Source organism: Bradyrhizobium sp. SZCCHNS1050 (genome assembly GCF_032484785.1).
Lineage (GTDB): Bacteria > Pseudomonadota > Alphaproteobacteria > Rhizobiales > Xanthobacteraceae > Bradyrhizobium.
The window spans coordinates 51,858-67,056 of record NZ_JAUETR010000001.1 but is presented as its reverse complement, the minus strand read 5'-3'; the positions used below and the strand labels follow the sequence as shown (position 1 = coordinate 67,056).

Sequence of the window (15,199 nt, the reverse complement as noted above, 5' to 3'; positions counted from 1 at the left end):
GGGGCCCTGAGGCACTCCGGCGCCTACTTCCGATCGGGCCCGAGAGCGGACATTCTCAGCACCACTCCGGAAGGTCCGGAAAGGGCCCAATTCCGGACATGCCAAGCCGTCTCATTTCTTCTTAGTTTTTTCGCGCATTCTTTATCTTGCGACGGCTAGGAAAGAGCCCGATGTAGCGAACTTATCGATAATGATGGCGGCAGGAACCGAATGACGGCCGACAATCCAGATGATCTGACTGAGGATGAACGAGCCTATCTTGCGGCAGCCGACGCCGCTGCAGGTTTGGCTGAGCACTGCAAAAAGCTACGAGAGAGAGGCGCTTTTGTTGATCGCGACCCTCTAAGTCAGATCATCAATTTCCTCATGACCGAGCTTTGGGATCGCTCATTTAGTCAGTCCGAGATCAGGGTTGCGTTCAATGCAGCCGTAAAGGACATGAACCGTTATGCAGCAGGGCAAGAACGCCGTTAGAGCCGAGACATCAAGTCGGCTTTGGGTCAAACGCGCCCTCCACGCGCCCGACCGCTTGCTTCCGATTCGACCCTAACAACGGACCTGCCCCGCAGACGGGAAGGTCCGACATGGTCCGAAGCAGACATGGCAGCTTCACGAGTGAGCCCGTAATATCGCCGACAAAACGCAAGCTGCCGTTGAGGCGTAGAGCCGTCAAAATCACCGGCGTGTTTACAGTCCTCTAGCAGTTCAAGACGCGGCTCGGCTTCAGAGTCGGGGTTTGAATCCGAGAACTCTTGGGTGGCCTCGAGCCCGGCCACTGCGGGATCGCCTCGTCATGGTGACCCGGCGCAGCATCATCCGTGGGCATTGGCTACCGTGGCTGGCCTCGTCCACCTTCCACATCGGTGGTGCAGGGCCGATACAGCGCTTGGAGTTGCCGGCCGCGGAGGTAGATCGCGCGCGCGGTCATGCCGCCGTGCCGCGTAATCCATTGCCTGACTGCGGGTGGGTAACGATCATAGAGCATCTGCGTGGCTTCAGGGTTGGGAATAGCCTTCCCATCGGGCCCAGGATTGTCGGCGACCCTGAAGCCGAATACGGCTCTTGGGGTCACGCAGATGCTGTCGTGGGGAATGTACGCCAGCACGAGCGTGCAGGCGCCGGCGCAGATCCCGTCGATGATGACGGACGCGCCGAAGTCGCGTAAAACTTTGAACCTGTCGATATAGTTTCCAATCCGTCCGCCCTGATCAAAAACAATGCGCACGGCAGCATGACTCGGTTGCATGCTCCCAAGCATGAACGCCGCGACCAGCGTCACCCTCACCAGCCTCATCTGTCCATCATCCGATCGACCGAACTCCATCGCCTTGCGCAATAACGGCTGCCGGTTCCACTTTGGTCAAGAGCTGTCTGCTGACCATTCCACGATTTGCTCCGATGTGGCCTCCAGCGCGGACATCGCCGCCATCGACCGGGAAGGTCGTGACGGGCCAGAAGCGATCCGAAGGACAAGGGTTGCACGCGCTCGTCGGGCAAATCAGTCTGGGCACTTTGTGCTCACGTGGTTGAAACGAGCGCCGCCAGGGCTACGACACGCCGCATCGGACGAATCGAATTCGTCCACGAAATCAAGCTGATCTCGCGCACATCGCTGCGACGCCAAGAAATCGCTTTCCATTTTTCAGAAATCGTGCATGATGTGCGCATCCTGCCTCGATGAGAGGGACGTTGCGCGCGATCGTCACGACACGTGGGGCAGGGATGCGGTGGCCGTGAGGTGTCGCAGCATGTGCTTGCGCATGCGGACGAACGACACATCACGGACGCGAAGTCGTGTGGTCCTGGCCTCCCGGTGCCGAGGTCAAGCGCGCGACGAGAGCTTAGCTCTCGCGCGAGCGACGGGGTCAATCAGCCGGTCCCCGAGGAGAGCGCGAAAGAAGCGTTAAGACCGCCGCGCAGGGAATGCCGGTTGATCGGCTTTGCCTGTGGTACCTGCCGCCTGCATTTTTTTCAGCAGGCGGGCCATGGGTGAGGCCTTCACCCGGCATTCCCTGCGCCCTCTCGATGTCATCGGAGGGCGATCGATCGCAGGACTCGGGCGTGATCCGCCGCGAGAGTGCGAACCTGCGCGCGGTTGTTTGAAACGTGGATAGCAACTGAGCAATCTCTCCATCATCTCCGACGATGGTGAAGAGTTCGAGGCTTGGTTCCCTTGGCATGATGGTTCCCTTGGCATGATGAAGTTTCGGCCATTTGGAACCGGAACTGCAGGCGATCCCTTGGTGTTGAACGGCATCTCGAAAGCACTGGAGGAGAGACAATGATGAGAACCCGTCTTGCCGTTTCGCTGATCGCCACCTCGCTGCTGGCGTCGACCGCTGCGTTCGCCCAGTCCACGACCGTCGAAGGTGCCGCCAATGGTGCTGCGGCCGGCGGCGCCGTTGCCGGTCCGGTCGGCGCCATGGTTGGTGGCACGGTCGGCGCCGCCGTCGGTGCGGGCCTGGAGATTCCGAACGCGGTCATCAACTCGATCGAGGCCGAGCGCGCGCCGTCGGTGGTCGTCCATGAGCGTGTCGTGGTCGGCGAGCCGCTGCCCGCCACCGTCGAACTGCGTCCGGTACCGCGCTACACCGAGTATCGCTATGCCGTCGTGAACGATCGCCGCGTGATCGTCGATCCGCGCACCCGCCGCGTCATCAAGATCATCGAGTGATCTGACATTCTGACAGGCAGGGGCCTCGTCGCATCAGCGGCGGGGCCTCTTGTCATGCGGTCTGCGTGCGGATCTGTCGGATGAGCCAGTCGATGGCCGCGGACAGGCCGAATCCGATGCAGGCGGCCGCGGCGTCGACGACGAAGTCTTCCAGCCGTGCGTGACGCCCTGGCGCCAGGAACTGCGCGAGTTCGAGTGCACCGATCAGGATCACCGCAATCCCGGTGGTCAGCAGCCGATGACTGCGATAGGCGAGGCCGAACGCAAGGCCGATCAGGATGAAGGCGAGGGCGTGTTCGCCGTCCTGTCCAAGCTGCGAATGGGGCCTATAGCTGGGCGGGCCGAGCGTTGCGAAGGCAACGGCTGCGGCGAGCAGCCAGGCCGAGAGGCGGATCGCGATCTTCATGGACGCTGCTTAGCACGTTCCGGGCCACGAACCGGGGTCACGGTCGCTTGAGGCACCGGTGTAGTTAATGCGGCTCGGAAGCCGGACGTTGGCCTTCTCATCGTACCGCAGACAGCTTTGGTCAGGCGCCTCAGATCGGCTGCCGGACTCCCAGACCCTGCATGAAGCGCTCGCGGATTTGGGCCGGATCGCGCCTCGTGGCGCCCATCCCGGGCTTGTCGTCGATCTTCGCCGCAATCAGCACCGGACCGAGCGCCTCGAACGCAAGATCGATCAAGCGTTCGAAATCCTCTTCGTCTACAGCCCAATGGCTGGCGCCAATGCCGCAGCCGGCGGCAATGGCGACAATGTCGGCCTGCCGGGCCGAGGTCGGCTGGCTACCGGTGATCTGGTAGATGCCGTTGTCCATGACGATGATGGCCAAATTTTTCGGCGCCAGCGTCGCAATCGTGGTCAGGCAGCCGAGCTGCATCAGCAGCGAGCCGTCGCCCTCGAGCGCGAACACCCGGCGCTGCGGCTGCGCCAGGGCGACGCCGAGCGCGATCGGGCAGGCAAGCCCCATGCTGCCGAGCATGTAGAAATTCTGCGGCCGCGGGCCCGCCGCCCACAGATCGAAATTGGTGTTGCCGATGCCGCCGATGACAGCTTCCTCGTGCTTGAGTTTCGCGACCAGCCGGCAGGTGAGGTCGGTGCGATTCATGACCTTGGTGTTGCTGATGGTCGCGCTCATGCGAACACCTTTCCGCCGGTCAGCAGCGGCGACAGGATGAGCGCCACCGGCGCCTGGGTCGCCACCGCCTGCTTGATCGAGCGGTCCATGATGAATTCGAGCTCGTCGAGCCGCGTCATGGTGTGATGCTCCATCGCCAGCGCATCGAGCACCGGGCGCATGGTTCGGCACACCAGCGACTGGCCGTAGTTGAATTCGCCGAGCGTGCCACGCTCGGACACGATCATGATCAGCGGGATCTGGCAGGGCACGACCAGCGAGGCCAGCACGTTGGGCAAGGTCGCGAAGCCCGATGTCTGCATCAGGAGCGCGCCGCGGCGCCCGCCCATCCAGGCGCCCGCGAGAATGCCGACCGCTTCCTCCTCGCGCGCCGTCGCAAACGTCGTGAAGAACGGATCGTCGTGCAGGCTGTGGATCAGCGGCGTCAGGACGCGGTCGGGAACGTAGGGGATGAGGTCGACGGCGTTGCGCTTGAACGTCTGCAGCACGATCTCGTGCCAATTCGGCACGGTGCTTGCGGATCGCGCCGCATCGGCATCGGCGGCCATTGCTGTTCCTCCGGTCGTCCCTGATGGGGGGCGCTGTTTGGCGCTGAGCTTGACGGCACCGGGACGATTGTCAACATGCCGGCCCGGCCGGTCAGGCATCCGCCTTTCAAGTCCGACATCAAGAACCAAGACACCAGGAGGTCGCCTGTTCATGGCCGCGAATTCCAAGCGCGTCTTCTACGTCAAATATCTGGCCCACCCGATCTTCAGCGAGCTGCTCGCCGCACGCCCCGACGTCCGGCTCGACCGGCTGGAGAACGAGAGCTCCGAGGCCGAGACGGCGCCGATCCTCGCGGCGGCTCACGCCTACCAGATCGGGGCGGCCCGCGACGAGCTCGCGCCGCGCTTCCATGTCGATGCAGACCTGCTGCGCCGCGCCCCAAACCTCCTCGTCGTGTCGAGCAACGGGGCTGGATACGACCCGGTCGACGTCGACGCCTGCACCGGGGCCGGCGTCCTCGTCGTGAACCAGTCCGGCGGCAACGCGCATTCGGTGGCCGAGCACACGCTCGGCATGATGCTGACCCTGTCGAAGCGCATCATCCAGTCCGACCGCCGGCTGCGGCGGGAGCGCGACGTCAACCGCAACGATCTGATCGGCAACGAGGTGCAGGGGCGGACGATCGGTATCGTCGGGCTTGGCCATGTCGGCCGCCGGGTTGCCGAGCTGTGCCGCGGCCTCCTCGGCATGACGGTGCTGGCCTATGACCCGTATCTCTCGCCGGAGGAGATTGCGGCACGCGGCGCGGAGAAGGTGGAACTCGATGACCTGATGCGGCGCTCTGATTTCGTCTCGGTCAACTGCCCGCTCACCAAGGAGAGCCGGGGCATGATCGGCGCCCGCGAGTTCGCACTGATTCAGCCACACGCCTATTTCGTCACCACCGCCCGCGGCTTCATCCATGACGAGGAGGCGCTGTTCGCCGCCCTCAGCGAAAAGCGCATCGCCGGCGCCGGCCTCGACGTCTGGGCCAAGGAGCCGCCGCCGCCGGACCATCCGCTGCTCCAGTTCGACAACGTGCTGGCGAGTCCCCATACGGCCGGCGTGACTCGCGAGGCGCGGCAGAACATGGGCCGGATCGCCGCCGAGCAACTGCTCGCCGCGCTCGACGGCGGGCGGCCGCCGCGCCTGATCAACCCCGAGGCCTGGCCGCGCTACAGCGCCCGTTTCCGCGAGGCATTCGGAGTGACACCCGCCTAGCCGGGAGAGGGGAATTGCGAGGAGAAGATTTCATGCGTCGCAAGCCGCGGCGCGGCAACAAATCTTCTCTCCTGGGCGGCTTCGGCGAAGCGGACATTGCTATTTTCCGCGCCGTCTCGACAGCACGATGGAGGCTGATCATTTTTCATGTCGCGCCATGAGCTTAGGCCACGTTTTTCGCTCGGCGCGGAAGGGAAGTTGGTCCGATGCGCAGGCTGAACGCGATCCTGAAGTCGACCCACGGCCGCGTCCGTCGCGCCGTCTCGCAGTTCGTCGCAATCGCCGCGGCGAGCCTGCCTTCGGTCGGTGCCTGAGCGCCGGTTCCACGAGCTGCGTCAAATATTTGCAGCGACCGCTTGATATCGGTCAACAGCGAGCTGGGAAGCGCGGTAACATCACCTCCGAGCACTCCGTGAGAGACAGGAGGTTGCATGTCGCGCTATGTCATCCATTTCATGAAGGACGTGCTGGGCGAGAACGGCCGCCAGTGCGAGATTTGCCAGAGCACGCTGGAGGTTGAGGCCGAGAGCGAAGGCGAAGCCGCAGAGATCGCAAAGTCCCGGTTCTGCGAACAGCAGGAGCTGCGCGACTGGTCGCTGCATGCCGACCGCATCGAGGTGAAGGCGGCCGACTTTCCCTCCTGACCCTGCGGCTCAGCGGCGCAGCCCAGCCGGCGCGTCGCTGGCCCCGGGGCCCAGCGAGCGTTGCACCATCACGGTGTCGCACCAGCGGCCGTAACGGTAGGCGACGCCCGGAAGCAGCCCCACCCTGGCGAACCCGAAGCGCTCATGAATGCCGAGCGAGGCGACGTTGTCGGCGTCGATATAGCCGATCATCTGGCGATATCCGGCCGCTGCGGAAGCATCGATCAGCGCCTGCATCAGCAGCCGGCCGACACCACGGCCGAGATGCTCATGGTGGACATAGATCGAATGCTTGACCGCGAACCGATAGGCTGGCCGCTTCCTGAACAGGACGACATAGGCATAGCCCACGACCTCGCCGCGGAATGTCGCGACCAGATGTGGCAGCCGATGATTGCGCAGATTCTTGCGCCGCTGCTTGAGATCGTCCGGCTCGGGCGCCCCGGAACCGGCGGCGCTGTCCTCGACCCCGCGGCGGACGTGCCGCCGGTAGATCGAGAGCATGGCCTCGACATCTTCGTCGCGTGACGGCCTGACGAGGACCGTCGGCTCGGTCTCGCGAGCCGTGATCGCGCTGTCCATGGTTCGAATTACTCTGCGCAGACATAGGTATGGAGCCGGATCCGGCCGGACTCGTCGAGCTCCTTGTACAGCCCCTGGATCTCGACGTCGAAACCGGGGTAGGCGTTGAACGCCCGCTCGAACATCTTGAGGTAATCGATCATCGGCTGGGCGCGTTCGGACAGCCGTTCGCCCGGAACGATGGTGGCGATGCCCGGCGGATAGACCACGAACGGCGTCGTCGCGATGCGCCCGGCGATCTGGTCGATCGGCAGGTAGTCGACCTCGTTGCGCATCAACGCACGCGCCGCCTCGCGCGGCGACATCGCGATCTCGGGCAAGTGCTGTGGCTGGAACTGCTTCGCCTGCAGCGCGCTCACCTCGGCCTCGCGGTAGAAGCGGTGCATCTCGGCGCAGAGGTCGCGCAGCCGCAGCTTGCCGTAACGCGCAAAGCGCTTGCGGGTGAACTCCGGAATCGCGTCCTCCAGCAGCACGTTGTCATCGTGGAGCCGCTTGAAGGCGACCAGACCGCTGATCAGGGTTCCGGCCTTGCTCGCCTCGACCCCCGGCGTCAGCAGGAAGAGCAACGAGTTGAGGTCGTTCTTCTCCGCCACGATGCGGTTCTCGCGCAGATATTGCGCGACGATCGGAGCCGGGATGCCGTGATCGGCATAGCCGCCGGTGGTGCGATCGAAGCCGGGGGTGAGCAGGGTCAGCTTGTTGGGGTCGGTCATGGTGAAGCCAGCGGCGAGATCCGGAAAGCCGTGCCATGCCGCCCCGGGCGCGAGCTGCCACAGCGCGGCATCGGTCGCGAGCTGGTCGGTCGAGAGCGCCTCCCAGGCCACGTCGTGGCTAGCCCCGGGATTGGCCGCATCGGGGATCGATACGCGATCCGGAACGAATGGCTCGAAGAACCAGCGCCGCGCCGGATCCTTCTCCTTCTCCTCGAATTCGCGGCGCATCGCCCGGATCTTCTTGCGCAACTCGATGCCAAGCCGGATCGTGTCGTCCCACAGGACCTCGCCGGAGCGGCCCTTCATCATCTGCGCGCCGACGTCCAGCGAGGCGAACAGCGGGTAGAACGGCGAGGTCGAGGCGTGCTGCATGAAGCTTTCGTTGAAGCGGCGATGCTCGATCCGCCGCCGCTGTCCCTTGATGTGGCGGTCCTTGACGTGGATCTGCGATGCCTGGGAGAAACTCGCGAGCTGCTTGTGGGTCGATTGCGTGGCGATGATGCCGGGAGCGTCGGGCCCGAGATCGCCGAGGCCCATGGCGAAGCGGCCAGCGTAGAGCGGGTGGAATTTCATGAAGCCCGCCCAGGCCTCGTCGAACATGATGTAGTCGCAGAGGTGCCCGATCCGCTTCAGGATCATTTCGGCGCTGTGGATCGTGCCGTCATAGGTGCACTGCTCGACCACCGCGACGCGGAACGGGCGCGGCTTGCGCCAGGCGTCAGGATCCTTGACCAGCGGGTTGTCGCGGATCTGTTGCCGGAGGTGCTCCTCATCGAGCAGATCCCAGCGCATCGGGCCGATCAGGCCCCAGGGGTTGCGAACCGTTGGGACGTAGATCGGGACTCCGCCGGAGATCAGTAGCGCGCCGTGATGGGCGGCCTTGTGGTTGTTGCGGTCGAACAGCACGAGGTCGCCGTCGGTGACCAGGGCCCCGAGCACGACCTTGTTGGAGGTCGAGGTACCGTTGAGGACGAAATAGGTCTTCTCGGCGCCAAAGATCTGCGCCGCTTCCTTCTGCGCGCGCAGCGCCGGCCCCTCATGGGTCAGGAGATCGCCGAGATCGAGCACGGAATTGTCGAGGTCGTCCCGGAACACGGCCTCGCCGAGATGCTCGACGAACACCCGGCCGATCGGGCTGCGGCTATAGAACACGCCGCCATTGTGCCCGGGGCAGGTCCAGAGCTGGTTGCCTTCCTCGGCGTAGTCGACCAGCGCGCCGAAGAATGGCGTCTTCAGTGTCTCGGCATATTGCTTCAGCCGGCTGACCAGGTTCTTGGCGATGAAGGCGGGCGTCTCCTCCGACAGGAAGACGTATCCGTCGATGAAGTCGAGCACCTCGACCGGCAGATCCTCGAACCGCTTGCGGCGGATCAGGAGGATGATCGGGAAGTCCAGTCCGCGACGGCGCATCAGGTTGATCAGCGACGCCGTCTTGCCTTCCAGGCCCTTCTTGCCCCAATCGACGACCATGCAGCCGATCGCGGCATCCGTCTGCACGGCGATCTCGGCGTCCTCCAGCTTGCGGGCGCGCACCACCTCGAAGCCCGAGCGCTGGATCTCCTCGATGATCTGGTTGAAGCGGACGCCCGCAAGGTCGTCGGTCTCGAACACGGGAGCGGCGAACAGGAAGGTGAAGCGGCGGAAGTATTCCATGAGAGTCTTTCGGGCTGGGTGGCAGCCACCTGTCGTCACGTTCGATGACGGTTCGATGACAATAGGGCGCCTCACGGAGCTTGTCTCGGCCGCCTCGCGGTGGCAATCGTCCCGAACCCGAGTGATGCTGAAAGGATCCGTGGTGCTTCCCGAATGGATCAGCCTTGATTGTGTGGCCCCGTCCGAGCTCCATCGGCAGGCGGCGCTGGAACGCCAGGCCCAGTTGACCAAGCCGATTGGTGCCCTTGGGCGATTGGAGCAGGTGGCGGTCGAGCTGGCGGCGCTGCAGGCGTTGGAGCGGCCGGGGGCCGATCGGGTCCCGGTGGTGCTGTTCGCGGGGGATCATGGCATCGCGGCGCGGGGCGTGTCGGCGTATCCGCCGGAAGTGACGGTGCAGATGCTGCACAACTTCGCGGCCGGTGGCGCAGCGATCTCGGTGCTGGTGCGCAGCCTGGGCTGTCCGCTCGAGGTGGTCGATGTCGGTACGCTGGCGGATGAGCCGGTGCCCGGTGTCGTCGTCGACAAGCCGCGGCGCGGCACGCGCGACTTCAGCACCGGGGCGGCGCTGACGCCGGAGGAGGTTGCGTTCGCGGCCGACGCCGGACGGCGCGCGGTGGCGCGGCAGGCCGATCACGCGCCGCAGCTCGTGATCTTCGGCGAGATGGGGATCGGCAACACGACGTCGGCGGCAGCGATCGCCGCTGCGCTGCTGTCATGCGCGCCCGCGGACATCGTCGGCAGCGGCACCGGGCTCGACGCCGACGGACGGGCGAGGAAGGCTGCGGTGATTGCCGATGCGTTGGGGCGACACGGGCTCACGGCGGGAGCGGCCGTCGCGGACGTCCTGGCTGCCGTCGGCGGCTTCGAGATCATTGCGATGGCCGGCGCGATCGTCGCCGCCGCGCAGCGGCGCTGGCCGGTGCTGGTCGACGGCTTCATCGTCTCGGTCGCGGCGCTGGTCGCCGTCCGCCTCAATCCCTCCTGCCGTCCGTGGCTGCTGTTCTCGCATCGCTCGGCCGAGCGCGGCCACGCCATCGTGCTCGACGCGCTCGGTGCCCGTCCGCTGATCGACCTCGATCTGCGGCTCGGCGAGGCCTCGGGCGCCGCCACTGCGCTGCCGATCATCCGGCTCGCCTGCGCACTCCACAACGGCATGGCGACGTTCGCCGAGGCCGCCGTATCGGGTCGCGAAGCCTGATGCGGATCGATCTGCTGCGGCACGGGACGACAGGACGGGACGGCCATCTCGACGGCCGTACCGACCCGCCGCTCAGCGACCTCGGCTGGGATCAATTCCGGCGGCAGACGCGGAGCCGGATCTGGCACAGCGTCGTCAGCTCGCCGTTGGCGCGCGCGCGTGCGGCAGCGGAGGATTATGCCCGGCTGACCGGCTGCGCGCTGGACATCGACGCGGATTGGAGCGAGCTCGATTTCGGCCTCTGGGACGGGCGGACGCATCGCGACATCGCCGCGGAGCCCGGAGGCGAAGCCTTGCTCGACGCCTTCCATGCCGATGCTGTAATCCGGGCGCCGGGCGGTGAGAGCTGGTCCGATTTGCAGGCGCGGGTGGCGCGCGCAACACATCGTATCCTTGTCCGGCCCGAGCCTGCGCCGGTTCTGGTGGTGGCGCATGGCGGCGCCATGCGCGCAGCGCTCTCGCATCTGCTCGGCTGGCCGCTGCGCCAGCTGTGGAGCCTGCGCATCCGGCCCGGCACGCGGATCACGCTCGAAGCCGGGCAGGGCGATGATGGTGTATCTTGGGGCGAAATCGTCGAGATCATCCAGCCATGAGTCTGCGTGAATTCTGGATCGCATTGCAGTTCCTGACACGGCTGCCGACACCGCGGGTCGCTGAGTCGCGACCGGACGATCTTGCACGGGCGTCGGTCTGGTTTCCGGCAGCCGGACTGGTGATTGGCGCCTGTCTGGCGCTGGTCGCCCGCCTTTTTCATGATGCCGATCCCTGGATCGTCGCGCTGACCGTGCTGGTCGCCTGGATCGGGATCACCGGCGCGCTGCATCTCGATGGGCTCGGCGACGTCGCCGACGCGTTCGGCGCCTCGCATGGCAAGCCGGAACGCTTCATCGCCGTGCTGGGCGATCCCCATGCCGGCAGCTTTGCCGTCGTCGCGATCAGCTTGCAGATCGCCGCCAAGCTGGTGCTGATCGCCGAGCTGGCGACGGGCCCGACGGCCTGGGCGCTGGTGCTGATCCCGGCCTGGGCACGCTGGGGGACTTTGATCTGCAATAAGACCCTGCTGTCGTTGAAGCCAGGGCTGGGGGCGAGCATCTCGAACAGCGTCGGCTGGAACGTCATCGTCGCCTGGGGCGGCGCGCTCGCGATCGGCGCGCTGGCCGGTGCGGTGCCGACGCTGATCGCGATCGCTCTGGTTCCGGGAATCGCGTTCTATTGGCAATGGCGGCTCGGCGGCATCACCGGCGATTGCCACGGCGCCAGCATCGAGGTCACGGAAACGCTGCTGCTGGCCGCCTGCGTTCTCGGCTAGGACGCGCTGCCGAGCGCCTGCGCCAGCCGCTGCCAGCCTGTCTCATGGCCCGGCAGGCCGAAGCGCAGCCAGCTTGTTTGAGCCGGAAAACGCCGGACATGGATGCCATGGCGGGCGAGCCGGTCGGCCAATGCGGCAGCATCCGTGCTCTCGACCAGTCTGAACAGCGGCGTTCCTCCAAGAGCCCTGGACGTAGGGGGGCCGTGAATCCTGCAGCCGGACGTGGTCAGCATCGTATCGAGGCGTTGTCCGTCTGACATCAGCCGCACGCGTGCCTCCTGCAGCCATCGGTCGTCAGCGAGAGCAAGCGAGCCAACCGCGAGCGCAGGTCCAGATACGGCCCATGGACCCACTGCACGGCGCAATTGATCGGCCAGGTCCTGAGAAGTTATGGCAAAGCCGAGTCTCAATCCGGCGAGGCCGTAAGCCTTTCCGAACGATCGCAACACCAGCGTGGCTGGTGGCAAGTTCGGTATCAGGCTTGCCTCAACGGGACAGAAATCAGCAAAGGCTTCGTCCACCACGAGCAAACCGTTGCGACGGGCGAGAAACACGCCCAGCAAGTGGAGTGTGGCGCGCGGCATCAATCGCCCCGTGGGATTGTTCGGGTTGACCACAATGGCGACGTCTGCTTCGGCCAGTGCTTCGACCTTGTCGACCAGACGCACCTGGTGGCCGCAGCTGCGCCAGCAGAGCTCATGTTCTTCGTAGGTGGGCGCCAGCACGGCAACCGAACTTGGAGCGCGCAGACGCGGCAGGATCTGGAGCAGCGCCTGGGTGCCTGCGGCTGCAACGATCGATGCGGGTGTCCGCACGCCGTAGCGTGCGGCAGCAGCGGACAACAGCGCCTGCTCGTCGAGCTTGCTGGGCAACCTTGCCCAGCTCTCAGCCGGGATCGCCGGCACGGGATAGGGGATCGGGTTGATTCCAGTCGACAGATCGATCCACGGCTGTGGCGCATCCGGATAGCGACGGCTGATCGCAGCGAGATCGCCGCCGTGAAGGATCGCTTCCGGCTCGTCCGCGCGCATGCTAGTCGGTCTGTCGTCCATCTCTTTCCTTTACATGTCTTTCCTTCAGTGGAGATCGATGTTCGTCTCTCTCGCGCTCACGGCGCTCCTCGTCGAGGCGGCGGTCGGTTATCCCCAGGTCCTGGTGCAGCGGATCGGTCATCCCGTGATGTGGGTGGGCGCGCTGATAGCATGGGGGGACCGCCGCTGGAACAGGGCAGCAGACGGCTTTGCCGCACGACGCGCGCGCGGCATTGCGCTCGTGTGCCTGCTCGTCGCGGGGATGATGGCCACCGGTCTCGCCGCAACATGGGTCATGCAGGCGCTCGTCGGCGAACCGGTCGCAACCATCATCCTTGGTGTGGCGGCAAGCAGCCTGCTGGCCCAGCGCAGTCTCGACACGCATGTCGCCGCGGTTGCAGAGGGACTGGGGCAGGAGGGGCTCGAGGGCGGCCGCCGAGCCGTCTCGATGATCGTCGGCCGCGATCCCGAGCGGCTGGATGAGGCCGGCGTCGCGCGGGCCGCGATCGAGAGCCTGGCAGAAAACTTCTCCGATGGCGTCGTCGCACCCGTGTTCTGGCTCGTCGTCGGCGGGCTGCCGGGCATCCTGATCTACAAGGCTCTCAACACCGCCGACAGCATGATCGGTCATCTCTCGGACCGTCACCGCGCGTTCGGCTGGGCGGCGGCGCGGCTCGACGATCTCGTCAACCTGCCGGCCTCGCGCCTGTCCGCGCTGTGGATCGCAGCCGCCGCGGCCTGCATCCCGAGCGCCTCGGCTTCGGCCGCGGTGCGAGCCGTTGCACGCGATGCGTCGAAGCACCGTTCGCCCAACGCCGGCTGGCCGGAAGCGGCGATGGCCGGTGCGCTCGGACTGCGCTTGGCGGGGCCGCGCGTCTATCACGGTCATCTCGTCACCGATGCCTGGATGGGCGACGGGCGCGCCGATCTCGACGCGTCCGACATCCGGCAGGCCTTGCGGCTGTATCGGCTGGCCTGTCTGGTTCAAGCCCTGGTCGTCGCAGGACTCGTCCTGGTCAGGATCCTGTAGCCGCCACGGGCGGCGCGGGCTTGCTCGCCAATGCCAGGATACGGTCAACGTCGACGTAGCGCTCGAGATGCGCCGCGAGTGCATCCAACGTCGTGTCCACATCGATCTCATAGGAGAGGCCGCTGGTCGTCGCGCCGAGGCCGCGCAGCCAATGGCTGCGCAGGCCGTCGTCGGCGAACAGGCCATGCACGTAGCAGCCGGCTACCAGGCCATCAGGCGCGATGGCGCCATCGCGCCGGCCATCGGAGAAGGTCAGGAAGGGGCACTGTGTCGCCCGTCCCTCCGTGCGGCCGATGTGCATCTCGTAGCCGCGGAACGAGAGCTTATCGTGCGTCAGCGTGCCCTGGACCTCGCGTAACGCCTTGTCATCGGTCAGGGTCGTTTCGACGTCGAGCAGGCCAAGTCCCGCGACGGAACCAGCTGCACCCTCGTGCCCATCGGGATCGCTGATCACGCGCCCGAGCATCTGATAGCCGCCGCAGATGCCGAGCACGCGACCGCCGCGGCGAAGATGCGCGGCCAGATCGATGTCCCAGCCGGCGCCGCGCAGGGCGGCGAGATCGGCGATCGTCGCCTTCGAGCCCGGCAGGATCACCATCGATGCGTCGCCGGGGATCGGCGTGCCTGGCCGCAAGAACTGCAGATCGATTCCATCTTCCAGCCGCAACGGATCGAACTCGTCGAAATTGGAAATGCGCGGGTAGGCGAGGATGACGACCTTCGGCCGTTGTCCTCCCGATGATCCGCGTTCAGCCAGGCCAAGCGCGTCCTCCGCTGGCAGGCGGCGCGCATCCGGAAAATGCGGAATGAGCCCGAGCGATGTCCACCCCGTCCGCTGCGCGATCTCGTTCATGCCCGACGCAAACAAGGCGGGGTCGCCGCGAAACTTGTTGACGAGGAAACCTGCCACGCGCGCGGCATCGTCCGGCGGGATCACCGTCTTGGTGCCGACCAGGCTCGCAATCACGCCGCCCCGATCGATATCGCCGATCAGCACCACCGGAATCTGCGTCGCCTGCGCAAAGCCCATGTTGGCGATGTCGCCGCCGCGCAGGTTGATCTCGGAGGCGGAGCCTGCGCCTTCGACCAGCACGATGTCGGCATCCGCCGCGAGCTGATGGAAGCTGTCGAGCACGGCCGCCATCAGTTGCGGCTTCATCGCCTGATAGGCCGACGCCTTGGCGGTGCCGATGACGCGGCCCTGCACCACGACCTGCGACCCGATCTCGCTTTGTGGCTTCAGCAGCACCGGGTTCATGTGCACCGTCATCGGCCGCCGCGCCGCGCGCGCCTGCAGCGCCTGGGCACGGCCGATCTCGCCGCCATCAGCGGTGACGGCGGCGTTGTTCGACATGTTCTGCGGCTTGAACGGCGCCACCTTGAGGCCGCGCAATGTCAGCGCGCGCGCGAGCCCCGCGACGATCAGCGATTTGCCGACGTCGGAGCCGGTGCCCTGGAACATGATGGCCCGCGCGCTCAT

General features: G+C 65.8%; 17 protein-coding genes. 9 read left to right on the top strand and 8 right to left on the bottom strand.

Annotation, left to right across the window (positions count from 1 at the left end; genetic code table 11):
* Positions 1-210 precede the first annotated feature (210 nt).
* On the top strand, positions 211-474 hold the full coding sequence (locus QX094_RS00320; protein WP_315828442.1) for a hypothetical protein: 264 nt from the start codon (positions 211-213) through the stop codon (positions 472-474).
* 355 nt (positions 475-829) lie between these two features.
* Here the strand turns inward: QX094_RS00320 and QX094_RS00315 are convergent, their stop codons facing one another.
* Positions 830-1,336, bottom strand: a complete 507-nt coding sequence (locus QX094_RS00315) for a hypothetical protein (RefSeq protein WP_315828441.1) — start codon at positions 1,334-1,336, stop codon at positions 830-832.
* 948 nt (positions 1,337-2,284) lie between these two features.
* On the opposite strand from QX094_RS00315, the gene QX094_RS00310 reads away from it, so the two are divergent.
* Positions 2,285-2,674 (top strand): DUF1236 domain-containing protein, encoded by a 390-nt coding sequence (locus tag QX094_RS00310; protein WP_315718467.1) that lies wholly within the window; start codon positions 2,285-2,287, stop codon positions 2,672-2,674.
* 52 nt (positions 2,675-2,726) lie between these two features.
* Here QX094_RS00310 and QX094_RS00305 read toward each other — a convergent pair whose 3' ends face one another.
* From QX094_RS00305 to QX094_RS00295, 3 genes are all read right to left on the bottom strand, one after another.
* The gene (locus QX094_RS00305) at positions 2,727-3,080 is read right to left on the bottom strand and encodes a VanZ family protein (protein WP_316187437.1); all 354 of its coding nucleotides are present in this window, start codon (positions 3,078-3,080) and stop codon (positions 2,727-2,729) included.
* Between the two features lie 130 nt (positions 3,081-3,210).
* Entirely contained in the window at positions 3,211-3,810 is a 600-nt protein-coding gene (locus tag QX094_RS00300) for a thiamine pyrophosphate-dependent enzyme (RefSeq protein ID WP_316184499.1), read from the bottom strand.
* Positions 3,807-4,358 (bottom strand): thiamine pyrophosphate-binding protein, encoded by a 552-nt coding sequence (locus QX094_RS00295; protein WP_316184497.1) that lies wholly within the window; start codon positions 4,356-4,358, stop codon positions 3,807-3,809. Before QX094_RS00295 ends, QX094_RS00300 begins: the two co-directional genes overlap by 4 nt.
* A 151-nt stretch (positions 4,359-4,509) precedes the next feature.
* Here QX094_RS00295 and QX094_RS00290 point away from each other — a divergent pair, with 151 nt between their 5' ends.
* The 3 genes from QX094_RS00290 to QX094_RS00280 all read left to right on the top strand — a co-directional run bounded on the left by QX094_RS00290 (position 4,510) and on the right by QX094_RS00280 (position 6,203).
* Positions 4,510-5,559: a hydroxyacid dehydrogenase gene (locus QX094_RS00290; RefSeq protein WP_316184495.1), complete on the top strand. Its 1,050-nt coding sequence runs from the start codon at positions 4,510-4,512 to the stop codon at positions 5,557-5,559.
* Between the two features lie 32 nt (positions 5,560-5,591).
* Entirely contained in the window at positions 5,592-5,720 is a 129-nt protein-coding gene (locus QX094_RS00285; RefSeq protein ID WP_316184493.1) for a hypothetical protein, read from the top strand.
* Positions 5,721-5,990: 270 nt separating this feature from the next.
* Positions 5,991-6,203: a hypothetical protein gene (locus tag QX094_RS00280; protein WP_315754543.1), complete on the top strand. Its 213-nt coding sequence runs from the start codon at positions 5,991-5,993 to the stop codon at positions 6,201-6,203.
* Positions 6,204-6,212: 9 nt separating this feature from the next.
* On the opposite strand, the gene QX094_RS00275 is transcribed toward QX094_RS00280, so the two are convergent.
* Both QX094_RS00275 and QX094_RS00270 read right to left on the bottom strand, forming a co-directional pair.
* On the bottom strand, positions 6,213-6,785 hold the full coding sequence (locus QX094_RS00275; protein WP_315718423.1) for a GNAT family N-acetyltransferase: 573 nt from the start codon (positions 6,783-6,785) through the stop codon (positions 6,213-6,215).
* A gap of 8 nt (positions 6,786-6,793) precedes the next feature.
* Positions 6,794-9,151 carry an Orn/Lys/Arg decarboxylase N-terminal domain-containing protein gene (locus QX094_RS00270; protein ID WP_316184491.1) on the bottom strand — a complete coding sequence of 786 codons (2,358 nt, stop codon included), beginning with the start codon at positions 9,149-9,151 and terminating at the stop codon, positions 6,794-6,796.
* A gap of 142 nt (positions 9,152-9,293) precedes the next feature.
* Here QX094_RS00270 and cobT point away from each other — a divergent pair, with 142 nt between their 5' ends.
* Genes cobT through QX094_RS00255 form a run of 3 tightly spaced genes read left to right on the top strand, consistent with a single transcriptional unit; the run spans position 9,294 to position 11,658 of the window.
* The gene (gene cobT, locus QX094_RS00265; RefSeq protein ID WP_316188181.1) at positions 9,294-10,349 is read left to right on the top strand and encodes a nicotinate-nucleotide--dimethylbenzimidazole phosphoribosyltransferase; all 1,056 of its coding nucleotides are present in this window, start codon (positions 9,294-9,296) and stop codon (positions 10,347-10,349) included.
* Positions 10,349-10,942 (top strand): histidine phosphatase family protein, encoded by a 594-nt coding sequence (locus QX094_RS00260; protein ID WP_316187435.1) that lies wholly within the window; start codon positions 10,349-10,351, stop codon positions 10,940-10,942. Before cobT ends, QX094_RS00260 begins: the two co-directional genes overlap by 1 nt.
* Positions 10,939-11,658 (top strand): adenosylcobinamide-GDP ribazoletransferase, encoded by a 720-nt coding sequence (locus QX094_RS00255; RefSeq protein ID WP_316187433.1) that lies wholly within the window; start codon positions 10,939-10,941, stop codon positions 11,656-11,658. The genes QX094_RS00260 and QX094_RS00255 overlap by 4 nt, the downstream gene beginning before the upstream one ends.
* Here the strand turns inward: QX094_RS00255 and cobD are convergent.
* A complete protein-coding gene (gene cobD / locus QX094_RS00250; protein WP_316187431.1) occupies positions 11,655-12,710 on the bottom strand; it encodes a threonine-phosphate decarboxylase CobD in 1,056 nt (351 codons plus the stop codon). The two genes, QX094_RS00255 and cobD, sit on opposite strands and share 4 nt — an antisense overlap.
* A gap of 37 nt (positions 12,711-12,747) precedes the next feature.
* Between cobD and cbiB the strand changes: the two genes are divergently transcribed.
* Positions 12,748-13,719 carry an adenosylcobinamide-phosphate synthase CbiB gene (cbiB, locus tag QX094_RS00245; RefSeq protein ID WP_316187429.1) on the top strand — a complete coding sequence of 324 codons (972 nt, stop codon included), beginning with the start codon at positions 12,748-12,750 and terminating at the stop codon, positions 13,717-13,719.
* Here the strand turns inward: cbiB and QX094_RS00240 are convergent.
* A complete protein-coding gene (locus tag QX094_RS00240) occupies positions 13,706-15,199 on the bottom strand; it encodes a cobyric acid synthase (RefSeq protein WP_316187426.1) in 1,494 nt (497 codons plus the stop codon). The genes cbiB and QX094_RS00240 overlap by 14 nt on opposite strands.

Bases quoted from the DNA above. Each gene is read 5' to 3' on its own strand.
- QX094_RS00320 (WP_315828442.1), top strand. From the start codon at position 211: ATGACGGCCGACAATCCAGATGATCTGACTGAGGATGAACGAGCCTAT.
- QX094_RS00310 (WP_315718467.1), top strand. From the start codon at position 2,285: ATGAGAACCCGTCTTGCCGTTTCGCTGATCGCCACCTCGCTGCTGGCG.
- QX094_RS00305 (WP_316187437.1), bottom strand. From the start codon at position 3,080: ATGAAGATCGCGATCCGCCTCTCGGCCTGGCTGCTCGCCGCAGCCGTT.
- QX094_RS00300 (WP_316184499.1), bottom strand. From the start codon at position 3,810: ATGAGCGCGACCATCAGCAACACCAAGGTCATGAATCGCACCGACCTC.
- QX094_RS00295 (WP_316184497.1), bottom strand. From the start codon at position 4,358: ATGGCCGCCGATGCCGATGCGGCGCGATCCGCAAGCACCGTGCCGAAT.
- QX094_RS00290 (WP_316184495.1), top strand. From the start codon at position 4,510: ATGGCCGCGAATTCCAAGCGCGTCTTCTACGTCAAATATCTGGCCCAC.
- QX094_RS00285 (WP_316184493.1), top strand. From the start codon at position 5,592: ATGCGTCGCAAGCCGCGGCGCGGCAACAAATCTTCTCTCCTGGGCGGC.
- QX094_RS00280 (WP_315754543.1), top strand. From the start codon at position 5,991: ATGTCGCGCTATGTCATCCATTTCATGAAGGACGTGCTGGGCGAGAAC.
- QX094_RS00275 (WP_315718423.1), bottom strand. From the start codon at position 6,785: ATGGACAGCGCGATCACGGCTCGCGAGACCGAGCCGACGGTCCTCGTC.
- QX094_RS00270 (WP_316184491.1), bottom strand. From the start codon at position 9,151: ATGGAATACTTCCGCCGCTTCACCTTCCTGTTCGCCGCTCCCGTGTTC.
- QX094_RS00260 (WP_316187435.1), top strand. From the start codon at position 10,349: ATGCGGATCGATCTGCTGCGGCACGGGACGACAGGACGGGACGGCCAT.
- QX094_RS00255 (WP_316187433.1), top strand. From the start codon at position 10,939: ATGAGTCTGCGTGAATTCTGGATCGCATTGCAGTTCCTGACACGGCTG.
- cobD (WP_316187431.1), bottom strand. From the start codon at position 12,710: ATGGACGACAGACCGACTAGCATGCGCGCGGACGAGCCGGAAGCGATC.
- cbiB (WP_316187429.1), top strand. From the start codon at position 12,748: ATGTTCGTCTCTCTCGCGCTCACGGCGCTCCTCGTCGAGGCGGCGGTC.
- QX094_RS00240 (WP_316187426.1), bottom strand. From the start codon at position 15,199: ATGAGCGCGCGGGCCATCATGTTCCAGGGCACCGGCTCCGACGTCGGC.